Here is a 14,399-nt window from a genome sequence, read left to right on the forward strand (position 1 = left end):
GGCTCCGTCGTCTCCGGCGCCCGGGTCACCTCCGCGGTGACGCGGGGCGAGCGCGCGGAGACGGCGCCCCCGGGCCCGCCGCCGAGTTCGATGGCTCTGCGCCGAGATCGAGGTTGAAACACGCGTGTTCGGCGGGAAACCCTCGATCTCGGGGCGGGCACGACGCGGCGGAGGGCGCGCCTCAGACGACGTCGCGCAGGCGCGTCCGGTCCGCCGACATGGTGGGCGCCGCCTCGCTCGGGGTGCCGGCGTCGTGCCAGCGCAGCACGGCACCCACCCCGTCGACGAGCTCCGCCGCGCCGTCGGGCACGAACGTGAGCCCGGCGTCCTGGCCGAGGGCGGCACGCACGAGCGCGACCGAGGCGGGCAGCGGGTGGACGCCGTCGGTGGCGCCGAGGCCCTCGACGTCGCCCCGGTCGAGCGCGACCTGGAGGGCCTCGGGCCCGACCCAGACCTCGCGGTCGTCGAGCTCGCCCTCGCCGCCGAAGCCCTCGGCGAGGAGCAGGTCGGAGACCTGACCCCGCTGGAGGACGGTGACGACGTCGCCGAGGGACGTCACGCTCCCGTCGTCCCGGCCCTGGCCGGTGCGGTAGGCGTCGATCACGCGGGCGCGCCTGCGGTCGCGGCACGCTGTCACGGCCTCGGCGAGACGGGCTGCGAACACGCCCTCCTTGACGCCCGCGGCGCGCGAGCCGCCCGAGACGTCGACGGCCAGCTCGAGGACCTGGCGCGGCAGCTCCGCGCGGACGAGGGCGAGGGCACGCACGTCCCCGGTCAGGACGACGAGCTCGGGCTTGTGCGCCGTGACCTGGCGGTCCACCTCGCGCGCGACCGCCTCGGCGTTGCGCTCCCACGAGTCCTCGACCCGGTTGTCGATCCGCTTGTCGGCGGTGCTGCCGGTGCGCACCTTGTTGAGGACGTCGTGCCCGGCCTCGACCGTGCGGGGCTCGGGCTGGTGGCCGGGGTCGCCGCCCCAGGACCACGTGAGGTCGGCGCCGACCCGGTCGACGGCCACGACGAGGTAGTCGACGGACTCGTCGGCGGAGCGCGCGGCGTCGAGCAGGACGGGCACGGGCCCGTACTCGGCGCGGGAGACGGTCGGCGGTTCGGCGAGGACGCGTTCGAGGAGGACGCCGTCGTCCTCGGTGGCGATGAGGACCCTGCCGTGCGGCCCCGCGACACGCAAGGGCTTGAGCACGCGCGCCTCGATCGCGTCACAGAGCCCCTGGGGCGCCCCTTGGGCGGCGAGGTCACGTCGCAGGACGCGCCACCGCCCCTCGACGTCCGGGTCGGCGGCCTCGATCCCGCGTGTGGCATCGAGGTAGACGGTCGCGAACGGGCCGGGATGTCCGGCCAAGGGCCGCAGCCAGTCGATCTTCACGTAGGCACCTCCGGGTCGGTGGGCGCCGGCCGCTCGGTGGAGTCGCCCACGAGTCCGTGTGCCGGCGCCCCGGGTTCTCCCCAGCGTCGTCCTGATCGGGCGTCCCCGCCACCCGACGGCCGCGACCCCCGTCCGGGCGGCTACGCGGCACCCAGCGTGGCGACCGCGGACTCCCGGAGCGCTCGGGTGAAGGCCCGGACCTCGGGTCGGCGGTCCGCTCCGGCGCGGTGCGCGACCCGGGTGCGGCGGGTGGTGCCGACGGGGTCGAGCCGGACGCCCGCGGGGACGGAGGTCGCGGCGAGCTGCGGGACGATCGCGACACCCTGGCCCGCCGCGACGAGCGCGAGCACCGTCGTGAAGTCGTCGACGACGTGACGTTCGCGCGGCTCGTAGCCCGCCGCGGCGCAGAGGTGCTCGGCGACCGCGCGGCACAGCGTGCCGGGTCCGGCGAGGATCCACGGCTGGTCCCGGACGTCGTCCACGCCGCGTCCCGGGCCGTGGGAGGCGAGGTACACCCGCTCGACGCACAGCGGCACGCTCGCGACCCCCGGCACGCCGCGACCCGGCGCGACGTCGTAGTCCTGGACGAGCCCGACGTCGACGCGGTCCTCGCGCAGCGCGGCCGGGACGTCCGCGGGGTCGAGCTCGACGACGTGGAGCTCGAGTCCCGGGTGACGCTCGCCGAGCCGGACGAGCGCGTCCGGCAGAAGGGTGCGGACGGCCGTGGGGAAAGCACCGATCCGGAGCCGGCCGGTGGCGGCGTCGCGGGTCGCCGCGACCGCCGCCTCAGCGCGTTCGAGGGCTTCGAGGACGTCGTCGGACGAGGCGGCCAACGCTTCGCCCGCGGCGGTGAGGCGCACGCGGCGGCCGGTGCGCTCGAGCAGCGGCGCGCCGGCCTCGCGCTCGAGCGCCGAGAGCTGCTGGGAGACCGCCGACGCCGTGTAGCCCCGCAGCCCGGCGACGGCGGCGATCGTGCCGAGTCGGGCGAGGTCGCGCAGCAACCGCAGGCGGCGAGGATCGAGCATCAGCAGATCTTATGCTGCCGTCCAGAGATGCGCGCTCGACACTGATGCTCGTGCGGGCCCAGGCTGGCCCCATGCCTGCCGGAGTCCTCGTCCCCCTGGTCACGCCCTTCGCCCCCGACGGCACCGTCGCGCTCGACGCGCTCGAGTCGCTCGCGCACGGCGTGCTCGACGACGGCGCGTCCGGACTCGTTGCCCTCGGCACCACCGCGGAGCCCTCGTCGCTGACCGCGGACGAGCAGCGCGACGTCCTCGACGTGGCGTGCCGGGTCGCCGGCGACCGTGGCGCGACGCTCCTCGTGGGTGCCTCCACGGCCGACGCTCTCGACGCGCTTCGCGAGCGAACCGCGGTCACCGCCGCGCTCACCCTGGTCCCGCCGTTCGTGCGGCCCGGCGAGGCCGGCGCGGTCGCGCACCTGGCCGCCCTCGCGGACCTCAGCCCGGTCCCGCTCGTCGTCTACCACGTCCCCCACCGGACCGGGCAGGAGCTCGGTGCAGGCGCTCTGCGCCGTCTGGCCTCGGTCGGCCGGATAGTCGGGGTCAAGCTGAGCACCGCGGCCGACGCCGCGGCGGTCGAGCTGCTCGGCGGCCTCCCGGACGGCTTCGACGTCCTCGCCGGCGACGACGGGGTCCTGGCGCCGATGCTCGCGCTCGGCGCGACCGGGGGCGTCCTCGCGTCCGCCCACCTCGCGACCGCGGCGTTCGCCGGGTTCGTCGACGCGTGGGCGGGGCCCGAGGTCGACCTCGCGCACGTCCGTCGCCTGGGAGCCTCGCTCGCGCGGCTGTCCGCCTCGTGCTTCGCGGAGCCGAACCCCGCCGTCGTCAAGGGAGCGCTGCACGCCCTGGGCCGGATCCCGACGCCGGACGTGCGCCTCCCCCTCCTGCCCGCGAGCGCGGCGAGCATCCGCGCCGCCCTGGCCGCGTTGGCCGCCGTCGAGGCCCACGACGACGCAGGACCGGCAGCCTTCGTGCGGTCGCCGGTCGGCGCCGTCGGTCAGGCGTAGGTGTCGAGCGGGGGCACCTCGTCGCCGGCGTGCTCGGCCGCGATCAGCTCGTGGTGCCGGATCACCTCGGCGACGATGAACTCGCGGAACTTCTCGGCGAACTCGGGGTCGAGCCCGGCGGCGTCGGCGATGGACGTCAGGCGGTCGATCTGCTGGCGGTCGCGCGCCGGGTCCGCGGCCGGGAGCCCTCCCTGCGCCTTGAGCTCGCCGACACGACGCGTGAACTTGAAGCGCTCGGCCAGGAGGTGCATGAGAGCGGCGTCGACGTTGTCGATGCTCGCGCGGAGGGTGAGGATCTCGGGCGGGATCTCGGGCATGCGTCGATCCTCCCACGACCGCGTCGGCGCCCCGGCCACGCCGCCGGGACGACGTCGACCGGGGCCCGGCGAACCGGGGTCAGGCGCTCTTCTCGCGCGGCGTCCGGCGCGAGACCGCGCGCGGCACCAGGGTCGGGTTGACGCCTGCGAGGACCACCTCGCGGCTCACCACGACCCGCTCGACGTCGTCGCGGCTCGGCACCTCGAACATCACCTGCTGGAGGACCTCCTCCATGATCGCCCGGAGGCCACGCGCACCGGTGCCGCGCAGGAGGGCCTGGTCGGCGATCGCGTCGAGCGCCTCGTCCTCGAACTCGAGCTCGACGCCGTCGATCTCGAACATCCGCTGGTACTGCTTGACCAGCGCGTTGCGGGGCTCGGTGAGGATCCGCACCAGGGCCTCGCGGTCGAGCGGTGCGACGGTCGTGATGACGGGCACACGGCCGATGAACTCGGGGATGAGGCCGAACTTCAGCAGGTCCTCGGGCATGACGTCCGCGAACAGGTCGGCCGTGTCGTCACGGTCGACCTTCGCGCCGAAGCCGATCCCCCGGCGGCCGGCGCGCGAGGAGATGATCTCGTCGAGGCCCGCGAAGGCACCGGCCACGATGAACAGGACGTTCGTCGTGTCGATCTGGATGAACTCCTGGTGCGGGTGCTTGCGGCCGCCCTGCGGCGGGACCGACGCCTGCGTCCCCTCGAGGATCTTCAGCAGCGCCTGCTGCACGCCCTCGCCCGAGACGTCGCGCGTGATCGACGGGTTCTCCGCCTTGCGCGCGATCTTGTCGATCTCGTCGATGTAGATGATGCCGGTCTCGGCCTTCTTGACGTCGAAGTCCGCCGCCTGGATGAGCTTGAGGAGGATGTTCTCGACGTCCTCGCCGACGTAGCCCGCCTCGGTCAGGGCGGTCGCGTCGGCCAGCGCGAACGGGACGTTGAGCATCTTGGCGAGGGTCTGCGCGAGGTACGTCTTGCCGCAGCCCGTGGGGCCGATCAGCAGGATGTTCGACTTCGCGATCTCGACCGGCCCGGCGTCGTCGCCCGACCTGCCCGACGACGTCCCGCCGGACCCGGCGGCCGCCTCGCCCGCCTGGATGCGCTTGTAGTGGTTGTAGACCGCCACCGCGAGCGACCGCTTGGCGGCCTCCTGCCCGACGATGTACTGCTCGAGGAACTCGAAGATCGCCTTCGGCTTGGGCAGCTCGGACATGCCGAGCTCCACCGCCTCGGTGAACTCCTCCTCGAGGATCTCGTTGCACAGCTCGATGCACTCGTCGCAGATGTACACGCCTGGGCCTGCGATGAGCTTCTTGACCTGCTTCTGCGACTTGCCGCAGAACGAGCACTTCAGCAGGTCCGCACCATCACCGAGTCGGGCCACGGATTGCCTCCGTCCGTCGGACCCCCCGCGGGCGGGGGCTGGCACCGGCGGTCGGCCCGCCGGTTCCTCATCGTCCCATTGCACACCACCGGAGCGTCGGATGTCAGCCGCGTTCCGGTCCCGTGTCGGGCCGGGAGCCCGACGCCGGCCGGGTGGCCGGCGCCGGGCGGATGCTCACGTCGGGCTCAGGCCCGGGTGAGCGAAGCGGCCTTCCGGCTCTCGAGGACCTCGTCCACGAGCCCGTAGTCCTTGGCCTGCGCGGCGGTGAGGATCTTGTCGCGCTCGATGTCCTGGCGGACCTCCTCGACCGACTTGCCGGAGTGGGTCGCCAGCGTCTCCTCGAGCCACTCGCGCATGCGGATGAGCTCGTTCGCGTGGATCTCGATGTCGGACGCCTGCGCGTAGCCACCACCCTCCATCGCGGGCTGGTGGATCAGCACGCGCGCGTTCGGCAGCGCGAGGCGCTTGCCGGGCGTGCCGGCGGCCAGCAGCACGGCTGCGGCCGAGGCCGCCTGCCCGAGGCAGACGGTCTGGATCTGCGGCTTGATGTACTGCATCGTGTCGTACAGCGCCGTCATGGCCGTGAACGACCCACCCGGCGAGTTGATGTAGATGATGATGTCGCGGTCCGGGTCCTGGCTCTCCAGGACGAGGAGCTGCGCCATGACGTCGTCGGCCGACGCGTCGTCGACCTGCACGCCGAGGAAGATGATGCGGTCCTCGAACAGCTTGGTGTAGGGGTCCTGGCGCTTGAAGCCGTAGGCGGTGCGCTCCTCGAACTGCGGCAGGACGTACCGCGACGACGGCGCGCCGTACGGCAGCGCGAGGCCGCCGGCGCCCGCGAGGCGCTGCGCGGTGGACAGGTACTGGGATTCGGTGCTCACTAGGTCCTCCTCGGAAGGTCGGTGGGTGCGGGGACCGCGGTCAGGACTCGCTGCCCGTGCCGCCGCCGCCCGAGACGGACTCCGAGCTCGTCACGACGTGGTCGACGAACCCGTACTCGAGAGCCTCTTCGGCCGTGAACCAGTTGTCACGGTCGTTGTCCTGGAGGACCTTCTCGAGCGGCTGGCCCGTCTGCTCGGCCGTCAGCTCCGCGAGCACCTTCTTCATGTGCATGATGAGCTGCGCGTTGATCCGCACGTCGGTCGCGGTACCGCCGATGCCGCCCGAGGGCTGGTGCATCATGACGCGCGCGTGCGGGGTCGCGTAGCGCTTGCCCTTGGCGCCCGACGAGAGCAGGAACTGCCCCATCGAGGCCGCCATCCCGACCGCGATGGTCGCGACGTCGGGCTGGATGTACTGCATGGTGTCGTAGATCGCCATGCCGGCCGTGATCGACCCGCCCGGCGAGTTGATGTACAGCCAGATGTCCTTGTCCGGGTCCTCCGCGGCGAGCAGCATCATCTGCGCGCAGATCGCGTTCGCGTTCTCGTCGCGCACCTCGGAACCGAGCCAGATGATCCGCTCGCGCAGGAGCCGGTTGTAGATCGAGTCGTTGAGCCCGAAGCCCTGGCCCTCGGCGCGCAGGGCGGGCGCCGCCGCGTCGTGGGTCGTGCTGGCGGAGTGCTCGGCCATGTTCTCGTCGCTCCTCGTCGTCGTCCGTCCGGGCGGCGTCCGCGGTGTCCCGCGATCCGTCCGGCTGATGTGACCCTAACGTCCCGGGGCGGGGCCTCACGTCCCGGTCGGCGGCCTTTTCGCTGACGGCGCACGACGCCGGGTCCGACGGCCCTCCGCGGGCGCCTCCGCGCGTCGTGCCCGGTGACGACGACGGCCCCCGCCTCGTCGAGGAGGCAGGGGCCGTCGGCGGTGCCGGGCGAGCCCGGCGGGTGGCTCAGGCCTTGGCGTCGGTCTCGTCGGCCGTGTCGGACGCGGCGCTCGAGGCGGCGTCGGCGACCGCGGAGGCCGCCGCCGAGTCGGCGAGCGCGTCGGCGTCGGCCAGGTCGGCGTCGGCCTCGTCGGACCCGATGAAGCCGGACAGGTCGACGACGTTGCCCTCGGAGTCCTTGACCTCGACACGGCGCAGCGCGACCGCGAGCGCCTTGGAGCGCGCGACCTCGCCGACCATCGCCGGGATCTGGCCGTTCTGGTCGATCGTCTGCACGAACTCGTTCGGGTCCATGCCGTACTGGCGGGACGACTGCACGAGGTACTCGAGGAGCTCCTCCTGCGCGACCTGGACCTCGAGCTGCTCGGCGAGGGTGTCGAGGACGATCTGGTTGCGGAGCGCCTTCTGCGTCTCCTCGGTCACCTCGGCGCGGTGGGTGTCGTCCTCGAGACGGCCCTCGGACTCGAGGTGGCGGTGCACCTCGGCGTCGACGACGCCCTGCGGGACGGGGACCTCGAGGTTCTCGAGGATGGCCTCGAGCAGCAGGTCGCGGGCCGCGACGGCCTGGTTCTGCGTCTTGATGCCCTTGACCTGCTCGCGCAGGTCGTCCTTGAGCTCGTCGAGGGTGTCGAACTCGCTCGCGAGCTGCGCGAAGTCGTCGTCGGCCGTCGGGAGGTCGCGCTCCTTGACCTGCGTCGCGGTGACGGTGATCTCGGAGTCCTTGCCCTCGTGCTCGCCGCCCGCCAGCGGGGAGCGGAAGGTCGTGGTCTCGCCCGAGGACAGGCCGACGAGCGCCTCGTCGAGGCCGTCGAGCATGGTGCCCGAACCGATCTGGTAGCTCACGCCGGAGACGGAGTCGATCTCGTCGCCGTCGATCTCGGCCTTGAGGTCGAGGACGACGAAGTCGCCGTCCTGGGCCGGGCGGTCGACGCCGACCAGCGTGCCGAAGCGCTCGCGCAGGGCGTCCAGGCGCTCGGTGACGTCCTCGTCGGTCACCTCGGAGGCGTCGACGGTGACGGCGAGGCCCGAGAGCTCGGGGAGCTCGACGGTCGGGCGGACCTCGACCTCGGCCGTGAAGTGCAGCTGGCCGGACTTGTCGGCCGGATCGGGCACCTGGGTGACCTCGACCTCGGGCTGGCCCAGCGGGCGCAGGTCGTTCTCGCGGACGGCCTCGCTGTAGAACTCGCCGAGGCCGTCGTTGATGGCGTGCTCGAGCACGGCGGCACGGCCGACGCGCTGGTCGATGACGCGGGGCGGCACCTTGCCCTTGCGGAAGCCGGAGACCTGCACGTCCCGACCGATGTGCTCGTAGGCGTGCTCGATGCTCGGCTTGAGCTCGTCGTACTCCACCTCGACGGTCAGCTTGACCTTGGTGGGCTCCAGGCTCTCGACGGCGCTCTTCACTTCGATGATCTCCAACCGGTGGGCGCGCGCCTACGGTCAGGTCGGCGCGGGGGTCCGCGTGGGCTCGGTGCTCGGGTGAGCGACAGGAGCCGGCACACGGGCGTACGGGCAACCCAACGATCGTACGTCATCGGTGGCCGACGCCACCAAGGCCCGTCTCAAGCCTCCGTCGCGGGAAGCGGCCGGCGGAAGGGTTTCGCGACGAGGTCGCCCCGGTCGAGCGACCGGCTCACGTGTGGTCGGGGTGACAGGATTTGAACCTGCGACCTTCCGCTCCCAAAGCGGATGCGCTACCAACCTGCGCTACACCCCGTGACGCACTGCGAGGCAGCGCGACCGTGCGAGTCTACCCAGGTCGCAGGGTCGGGTCGTGGCTTTGCTAGGGTGGGGCCCGCGCCTCGGCACCGACCGCGAACGCGGGTGCCGACGTCGTGCGCGGATGTAGCTCAATGGTAGAGCCTCAGTCTTCCAAACTGATCACGCGGGTTCGATTCCCGTCATCCGCTCGCCCGCGCGCGAGCGCCACCGCGACGGCCCGGGTCTCCCACGAGGAGACCCGGGCCGTCGGGTGTCGGGCAGGAGCCGCCCCGGTCAGTAGGGCCGCTCGGGCAGGCGGACGACCTCGACGAAGAACTCGTCCACCTGACGCACCACGTTGATGAAGCGGTCGAAGTCGACCGGCTTGGTGACGTACGCGTTGGCGTGCAGGGAGTACGACCGGACGACGTCCTCCTCCGCCTCGCTGGTCGTCAGCACGACGACGGGGATGGAGCGCAGCGCGGGGTCCTCCTTGAGTGCCGCCAGGACCTCGCGCCCGTCCATCCGGGGCAGGTTGAGGTCGAGCAGGATCAGGTCCGGCGTCGGGGCGTCGGCGTACTGCCCCTCCTTGCGCAGGAACTCCATGGCGCTGACGCCGTCCGGGACCACGGACAGGCGGTTGTTCACCTTGTGGTCCTCGAACGCCTCGCGCGTCATGAGCACGTCGCCGGGGTCGTCCTCGACGAGCAGGACGTCGATGGTCTTGCGCTGCTGGGTCATGGGAGGTCTCCGTCGGGTTCGAGGGTCGGGTGGAGGTCGTCGACGTCGGCGGCCGGAAGGGTCCACCGGATGCTCGTGCCGGGCCCGTCGGGCTGCTCGATCCAGATCGAGCCGCCGTGGAACTCCACGATCTTCTTGCACAGGGCCAGGCCGATGCCGGTGCCCTCGTAGACGTCCTTGGGGTGCAGCCGCTGGAAGATCACGAACACCCGGTCGGCGTACTGGGGGTCGATGCCGATGCCGTTGTCACGGCACTCGAGCTCCCAGCGGTCCCCGACGCGCCGGGCCGAGAGCCGCACGACGGGAGGGCGATCGGGAGCCCGGAACTTGATGGCGTTGCCCACGAGGTTCTGGAGCAGCTGGCCGAGAAGCGGCTCCTCGCCGCGGACGACGGGCAGGTCGTCCGCCACGACCCGGGCACCGGTCTCCTCGACCAACTCGCCGAGGTCGTCGAGCGTGCGCGCCAGCACCCGGTCGAGGGGCACGTCGGTGACCTCGCCGCCCAGCCGCCCGACCCGGCTGAAGCCGAGCAGGTCGTGGACCAGCCGTTGCATGCGCTTCGCGCCGTCGACGGCGAACTCGATGTACTGGTCCGCCCGGTCGTCGAGCTGACCGCCGTAACGCTTCTGGAGCAACTGGGTGAAGGACGCGACCTTGCGGAGGGGCTCCTGCAGGTCGTGCGACGCGACGTAGGCGAACTGCTCGAGGTCGCGGTTGGACCGGCTCAGCTCCTCGGTCTGCGTGGTGAGCCGCGCGTTGAGGGCGACGAGCTCGGCGTGCGAGCTCTCGACCGCCGCGACCTGCGCGCGCAGCGTCCGGCGCATGGCCTCCACGTCACGGGCGAGGTCCGCGATCTCCCCGGGTCCGTGCGCCGTGACCGGCTCGTCCAGCGCGCCGGACGCGACGGCGCGCGCCTCGCGGGCGAGGTCGTCGACGGGACGGACGACCCAGCGGCGCAGCGCGATCCACACCAGCACGCCTGCCACCAGCCCGGCGACACCCATGACGACGAGCGCGACCAGCGCGACCGTGGTCCAGCGCGAGAGCTGGGCCGCCTCGTGGTCGCGCACCGCGGTCACCTCGTCCGAGAAGTCGGACACCGCCGACCGCACCTGGTCGAACTGCTCCTTGCCCTCCTCGACCTGGGCGTTCGTGACCGAGGCCGGCCCGTCGGACCGGACCTGCGCGACGAGCGGCTCGGCGTACGAGTCGAACCAGTCCTGGGCGACGTCGTCGGCGTGGGCGGCGCTCTCGCGCAGCCCGGCGTCGCTCGTCAGGTCGGCGATGCTGTCGGCGATCTCGGTGAAGCTGCGGTCCGCGCCCGCGCGCGCCTGGGTGTACGGCTCGAGCGTCGTGGGGTCGCCGGTCAGGGCGTAGCCGCGCAAGCCGGTCTCGGCGTCGAGCAGGGCGACGAAGTGGTCGTCGGCCGCGACCCGCGCGCCGAACAGCTCGTCCGTGACCTGCTCCTGGACCGCGATCAGCCGTCCGAGCGCGATGCCGTCGGCGACCAGGACCGCGCCGAGCACGACGGCGGCGGCCACGAGGAGCCAGGCGATCCGACGGCGGAGCGTGGTCGCCCGGCGGACGACCCGGCTCCGCACGGCGCGCGCGCTCACCGTGCGTCCCCGGTCCGCTCGGCGAGCACGACGACGGCCGCGTCGTCGTCGAGGACCTCGCTCCCGTGCAGCCGGCGCACGGCCTGGAGCACGCCGGCGGCCAGGTCGTCGGGGGTGCCTTCCCGTCCCGTCTCCGCCACGGAGGCCATGACCTCGAGCAGCCCGGCCATCCCCAGGCGCTCGCGCGACCCGCCCAGCGTGACCTCGAGCACGCCGTCCGTGTACAGGACCAGCCGCCAGCCGGGCGGCAGGTCGATCCGGTGGGGCGCCCAGCCTCCCGGTGTCGCGAGCCCGATCACGCGCCCGCGCGAGTCCGTGGGCAGGAAGCGCGTGGGCGGTCCCAGCAGGGTGGGCTCCGGATGTCCCGCGAGGTAGAGGTCCGCCGACCGGCCGTCCGGTGCGACCTCGACCATGACGAGCGTCGTGAAGATCCACGGGTCGGCGCGCTCCGTCTCGAGCACCCGTTCGAGGAGCTCGAAGAGCCGGTCGGTCGGCGTACCCGCGAGGACGAGGGTGCGCCAGGCGGTCCGGAGGCTCGCGCCGAGCGCCGCCTCGTTCGGGCCGTGCCCGCACACGTCCCCGACGACGACGAGGACCGAGCCGTCAGGCCGCTCGACCGCGTCGTAGAAGTCGCCGCCGAGGACCCCGTCGCGACCCGCCCGGTACGCCACGCCCACGTCGACGGGCGCCGTCGACACGCGCGGGCGCGGGAGCAGGGCGCGCTCCAGCCGGTTCGACTCCTGCATCCGGACGGTGCTGCGGTACAGCTCGCGGCCCGTGTCCTCGAGGCGGCGCCGCTGCACCGCGTACCGCACGGACCGGGCCAGCATCCGTCCGTCCACCTCGTCCTTGACGAGGTAGTCCTGCGCGCCGGCGGCGAGCGCCTGCAGGCCTGCTTCGTCGCCCGCGAGGCCCGTGAGGACCACGACGGCGGGGGCGCCGGCCTCGAGCACGCGCTCGAGCGCGGGGATCCCGACGCTGTCGGGCAGTCCGAGGTCGAGGAGCACGCAGTCGACGTCGAGGCGCTCGAGCGCCGCCTCGAGGGTGCGCACGTGGGTCAGCTCCACCTGGATCGCGGCGTCGGCGAAGTGCTCGTTCACGAGGAGGGCGTCCCCCTCGTCGTCCTCGACGAGGAGCACGCGGATCGCGCCGCCGTCCTGGCCGAGGTGGGGCGGGGGCAGGGCGTCGGGGCGCCGGTGAGCCCGGACCCCGCCGGATGCCGTGATCACAGGGCGGTCCTCCGAAAGCTCGACGTCCGCGGGCCGCTTCTTGACCGTGCCGGACGGCAGGCAACGCTACCGGATCGCGGGGGCCGGTCCCGAACCACGGGGCGAGACGCCGTTGCGAGGGGTGACCACGGGCGATATCTTCGAGCCGCACCAGCACCACCCGCACCAGGAGGGATCCGTTCATGGGCGAGGCCCTGACCGGTCGCCGCGCGACGACGCGCGGTCTCGTCCTGCGTGCCTGCCTCTCCTGTCGCTGCTGTCGGTAGAGCGTTGACCTCCGGGTTCCCGGAAGGCTCCCTCCCGAGCGCGTCAACGCTCCTCACCCCCCGTGCCCGCCCGCGGCCTCACCGTGCCGTGCGCCGGGCCGGTCCGGCGCACCCGGACCCTCGACCACCCCGCACCCACCCTGCCCTGGCCTGATCCGGGGCCACCACCGAAGAGGAACACATGGCACGCATCTACGACGACGCGACGAAGCTCATCGGCAACACGCCGCTCGTGCGTCTCAACAAGCTCACCGAGGGCATCGACGCGACCGTCGCCGTCAAGCTCGAGTTCTACAACCCCGCGAACTCGGTGAAGGACCGCATCGGCGTCTCGATCATCGACGCGGCCGAGGCGTCGGGCGAGCTCCAGCCGGGCGGGACGATCGTCGAGGGCACGTCGGGCAACACCGGCATCGCGCTCGCCTGGGTCGCCGCGGCCCGTGGGTACAAGGCCGTCCTGACGATGCCCGAGACCGCGTCGAAGGAGCGCCGCGCGCTGCTGCGCGCGTTCGGCGCCGAGCTCGTCCTGACGCCGGGTGCGGAGGGCATGAAGGGTGCCGTGGCGCGCGCCGAGCAGATCGCGGCCGAGCGGCCGGGCGCGATCCTCGCGCGCCAGTTCGCGAACGAGGCCAACCCCGCCATCCACCGCAAGACGACGGCCGAGGAGATCTGGGCCGACACCGACGGCGAGGTCGACATCGTCGTGGCCGGGATCGGCACCGGCGGGACCATCACCGGCGTCGGCGAGGTGCTCAAGGAGCGCAAGCCCGAGGTGAAGATCGTCGCCGTCGAGCCGGCCGAGTCGCCCGTCCTCACCGGCGGCCAGCCCGGCCCGCACAAGATCCAGGGCCTCGGCGCGAACTTCGTCCCGGAGATCCTCAACACCGAGATCTACGACGAGGTCCTCGACATCGACGCGGACACCGCCGTCGCCACGGCGCGCGCGACCGCGAAGGAGGAGGGCCTCCTCGTCGGCATCTCGTCCGGCGCCGCGATCGAGGGCGCCCTGCAGGTCGCCAAGCGCCCCGAGAACAAGGGCAAGCTCATCGTCGCGATCGTCCCCGACTTCGGCGAGCGCTACCTGTCGACCATCCTCTACTCCGACCTGCTCGACTGAGGTCGCACCATGACCGGTCTCCTGCCGCGCGCGTCGCGTCCCGTCCCGCCCTCGCAGGGAGGGCGCGGTCCGGCGCGCGCGGCCGGGGACCGGCACCCGCCGGCACCCACCCCCGCCGGGAAGCCTGCGACCGGCCGTGACGTTGCCCCGTCGGGAAGGAGTCACGTGAGCCGTCTGCGCAGCGTCTGGTCCACCGTCCGCGAGGACCTCGAGGTGGCGCGTCAGCGCGACCCCGCAGCGCGTTCGCTGCTCGAGGTCGCGCTCGCCTACCCCGGCGTGCACGCCGTCTGGGCCTACCGGGTCGCGCACACGCTGTGGCGCAACCCCGCCCTGCGGCTCCCCGCGCGACTGGTCTCGCAGGTCGCCCGCACGATCACCGGGATCGAGATCCACCCCGGCGCGACCATCGGCCGCCGGCTCTTCATCGACCACGGCATGGGTGTCGTGGTCGGCGAGACGACCGTCATCGGCGACGACGTCCTGCTCTTCCACGGCACCACGCTCGGCGGGCGCTCGATGACCAAGGGCAAGCGTCACCCGACGATCGGCGACCGCGTCACGGTGGGCGCGGGCGCCAAGGTGCTGGGGCCCATCTGGGTCGGGGACGACGCCCAGGTCGGCGCGAACGCCGTCGTCGTCAAGGACGTGCCGCCGGGCGCGGTCGCCGTCGGCGTGCCGGCGAAGGTGCGCCTCCCCCAGCCCCCGGTCCCCCACCACCAGGCGGTCGAGGATCCCTCGCAGCTCATCGAGTACGTCATCTGACCAGAGCGCCGCCACGGTCTCCCCGGTTCCCCGCCGC

The 14,399-nt window shown here is 73.0% G+C and carries 13 protein-coding genes and 2 tRNA genes; 4 read left to right on the plus strand and 11 right to left on the minus strand.

Annotated features, from left to right (window positions below; genetic code table 11):
• Positions 1 to 181: 181 nt before the first annotated feature.
• Together ACFT5B_RS03270 and ACFT5B_RS03275 are read right to left on the minus strand one after the other, a co-directional pair.
• The gene (locus tag ACFT5B_RS03270) at positions 182 to 1,381 is read right to left on the minus strand and encodes a Vms1/Ankzf1 family peptidyl-tRNA hydrolase (protein WP_386796549.1); all 1,200 of its coding nucleotides are present in this window, start codon (positions 1,379 to 1,381) and stop codon (positions 182 to 184) included.
• Between the two features lie 140 nt (positions 1,382 to 1,521).
• Positions 1,522 to 2,406: a LysR family transcriptional regulator gene (locus ACFT5B_RS03275; protein ID WP_386796550.1), complete on the minus strand. Its 885-nt coding sequence runs from the start codon at positions 2,404 to 2,406 to the stop codon at positions 1,522 to 1,524.
• 71 nt (positions 2,407 to 2,477) lie between these two features.
• Between ACFT5B_RS03275 and ACFT5B_RS03280 the strand changes: the two genes are divergently transcribed.
• Complete coding sequence (locus ACFT5B_RS03280) at positions 2,478 to 3,407, plus strand: dihydrodipicolinate synthase family protein (protein WP_386796551.1); 930 nt, start codon at positions 2,478 to 2,480, stop codon at positions 3,405 to 3,407.
• Here ACFT5B_RS03280 and ACFT5B_RS03285 read toward each other — a convergent pair.
• The 6 genes from ACFT5B_RS03285 to ACFT5B_RS03310 all read right to left on the minus strand — a co-directional run bounded on the left by ACFT5B_RS03285 (position 3,398) and on the right by ACFT5B_RS03310 (position 8,647).
• Positions 3,398 to 3,724: a chorismate mutase gene (locus tag ACFT5B_RS03285; protein ID WP_386796552.1), complete on the minus strand. Its 327-nt coding sequence runs from the start codon at positions 3,722 to 3,724 to the stop codon at positions 3,398 to 3,400. The two genes, ACFT5B_RS03280 and ACFT5B_RS03285, sit on opposite strands and share 10 nt — an antisense overlap.
• A gap of 79 nt (positions 3,725 to 3,803) precedes the next feature.
• On the minus strand, positions 3,804 to 5,105 hold the full coding sequence (gene clpX, locus ACFT5B_RS03290; protein ID WP_386796553.1) for an ATP-dependent Clp protease ATP-binding subunit ClpX: 1,302 nt from the start codon (positions 5,103 to 5,105) through the stop codon (positions 3,804 to 3,806).
• 185 nt (positions 5,106 to 5,290) lie between these two features.
• Positions 5,291 to 5,989 (minus strand): ATP-dependent Clp protease proteolytic subunit, encoded by a 699-nt coding sequence (locus tag ACFT5B_RS03295; protein ID WP_386796554.1) that lies wholly within the window; start codon positions 5,987 to 5,989, stop codon positions 5,291 to 5,293.
• Between the two features lie 40 nt (positions 5,990 to 6,029).
• A complete protein-coding gene (locus tag ACFT5B_RS03300) occupies positions 6,030 to 6,680 on the minus strand; it encodes an ATP-dependent Clp protease proteolytic subunit (protein WP_386796555.1) in 651 nt (216 codons plus the stop codon).
• 256 nt (positions 6,681 to 6,936) lie between these two features.
• Positions 6,937 to 8,334 (minus strand): trigger factor, encoded by a 1,398-nt coding sequence (gene tig / locus ACFT5B_RS03305; RefSeq protein ID WP_386796690.1) that lies wholly within the window; start codon positions 8,332 to 8,334, stop codon positions 6,937 to 6,939.
• A 236-nt stretch (positions 8,335 to 8,570) separates the two neighbouring features.
• Positions 8,571 to 8,647, minus strand: a tRNA-Pro gene (locus ACFT5B_RS03310).
• A gap of 122 nt (positions 8,648 to 8,769) precedes the next feature.
• Here ACFT5B_RS03310 and ACFT5B_RS03315 point away from each other — a divergent pair.
• Positions 8,770 to 8,840 (plus strand) — tRNA-Gly (locus tag ACFT5B_RS03315).
• An 85-nt stretch (positions 8,841 to 8,925) separates the two neighbouring features.
• Here ACFT5B_RS03315 and ACFT5B_RS03320 read toward each other — a convergent pair.
• Genes ACFT5B_RS03320 through ACFT5B_RS03330 form a run of 3 tightly spaced genes read right to left on the minus strand, consistent with a single transcriptional unit; the run spans position 8,926 to position 12,217 of the window.
• Positions 8,926 to 9,372 (minus strand): response regulator, encoded by a 447-nt coding sequence (locus ACFT5B_RS03320; RefSeq protein ID WP_386796556.1) that lies wholly within the window; start codon positions 9,370 to 9,372, stop codon positions 8,926 to 8,928.
• Positions 9,369 to 10,988: an ATP-binding protein gene (locus tag ACFT5B_RS03325; protein ID WP_386796557.1), complete on the minus strand. Its 1,620-nt coding sequence runs from the start codon at positions 10,986 to 10,988 to the stop codon at positions 9,369 to 9,371. The genes ACFT5B_RS03320 and ACFT5B_RS03325 overlap by 4 nt, the downstream gene beginning before the upstream one ends.
• On the minus strand, positions 10,985 to 12,217 hold the full coding sequence (locus ACFT5B_RS03330) for a PP2C family protein-serine/threonine phosphatase (RefSeq protein WP_386796558.1): 1,233 nt from the start codon (positions 12,215 to 12,217) through the stop codon (positions 10,985 to 10,987). Before ACFT5B_RS03330 ends, ACFT5B_RS03325 begins: the two co-directional genes overlap by 4 nt.
• A 447-nt stretch (positions 12,218 to 12,664) precedes the next feature.
• On the opposite strand from ACFT5B_RS03330, the gene cysK reads away from it, so the two are divergent.
• Together cysK and epsC are read left to right on the plus strand one after the other, a co-directional pair.
• Complete coding sequence (cysK, locus tag ACFT5B_RS03335) at positions 12,665 to 13,600, plus strand: cysteine synthase A (protein ID WP_386796559.1); 936 nt, start codon at positions 12,665 to 12,667, stop codon at positions 13,598 to 13,600.
• Positions 13,601 to 13,765: 165 nt separating this feature from the next.
• Entirely contained in the window at positions 13,766 to 14,362 is a 597-nt protein-coding gene (epsC, locus tag ACFT5B_RS03340) for a serine O-acetyltransferase EpsC (protein ID WP_386796560.1), read from the plus strand.
• The last annotated feature ends 37 nt before the right edge of the window (positions 14,363 to 14,399 follow it).

The sequence above is a fragment of the Luteimicrobium sp. NPDC057192 genome (assembly GCF_042670205.1).
Classification (GTDB): domain Bacteria; phylum Actinomycetota; class Actinomycetes; order Actinomycetales; family Cellulomonadaceae; genus Luteimicrobium.

Coding starts and splice junctions, on each gene's coding strand:
- ACFT5B_RS03275 (WP_386796550.1), bottom strand. CDS start 2,406: ATGCTCGATCCTCGCCGCCTGCGGTTGCTGCGCGACCTCGCCCGACTC.
- ACFT5B_RS03280 (WP_386796551.1), top strand. CDS start 2,478: ATGCCTGCCGGAGTCCTCGTCCCCCTGGTCACGCCCTTCGCCCCCGAC.
- ACFT5B_RS03285 (WP_386796552.1), bottom strand. CDS start 3,724: ATGCCCGAGATCCCGCCCGAGATCCTCACCCTCCGCGCGAGCATCGAC.
- ACFT5B_RS03300 (WP_386796555.1), bottom strand. CDS start 6,680: ATGGCCGAGCACTCCGCCAGCACGACCCACGACGCGGCGGCGCCCGCC.
- ACFT5B_RS03320 (WP_386796556.1), bottom strand. CDS start 9,372: ATGACCCAGCAGCGCAAGACCATCGACGTCCTGCTCGTCGAGGACGAC.
- cysK (WP_386796559.1), top strand. CDS start 12,665: ATGGCACGCATCTACGACGACGCGACGAAGCTCATCGGCAACACGCCG.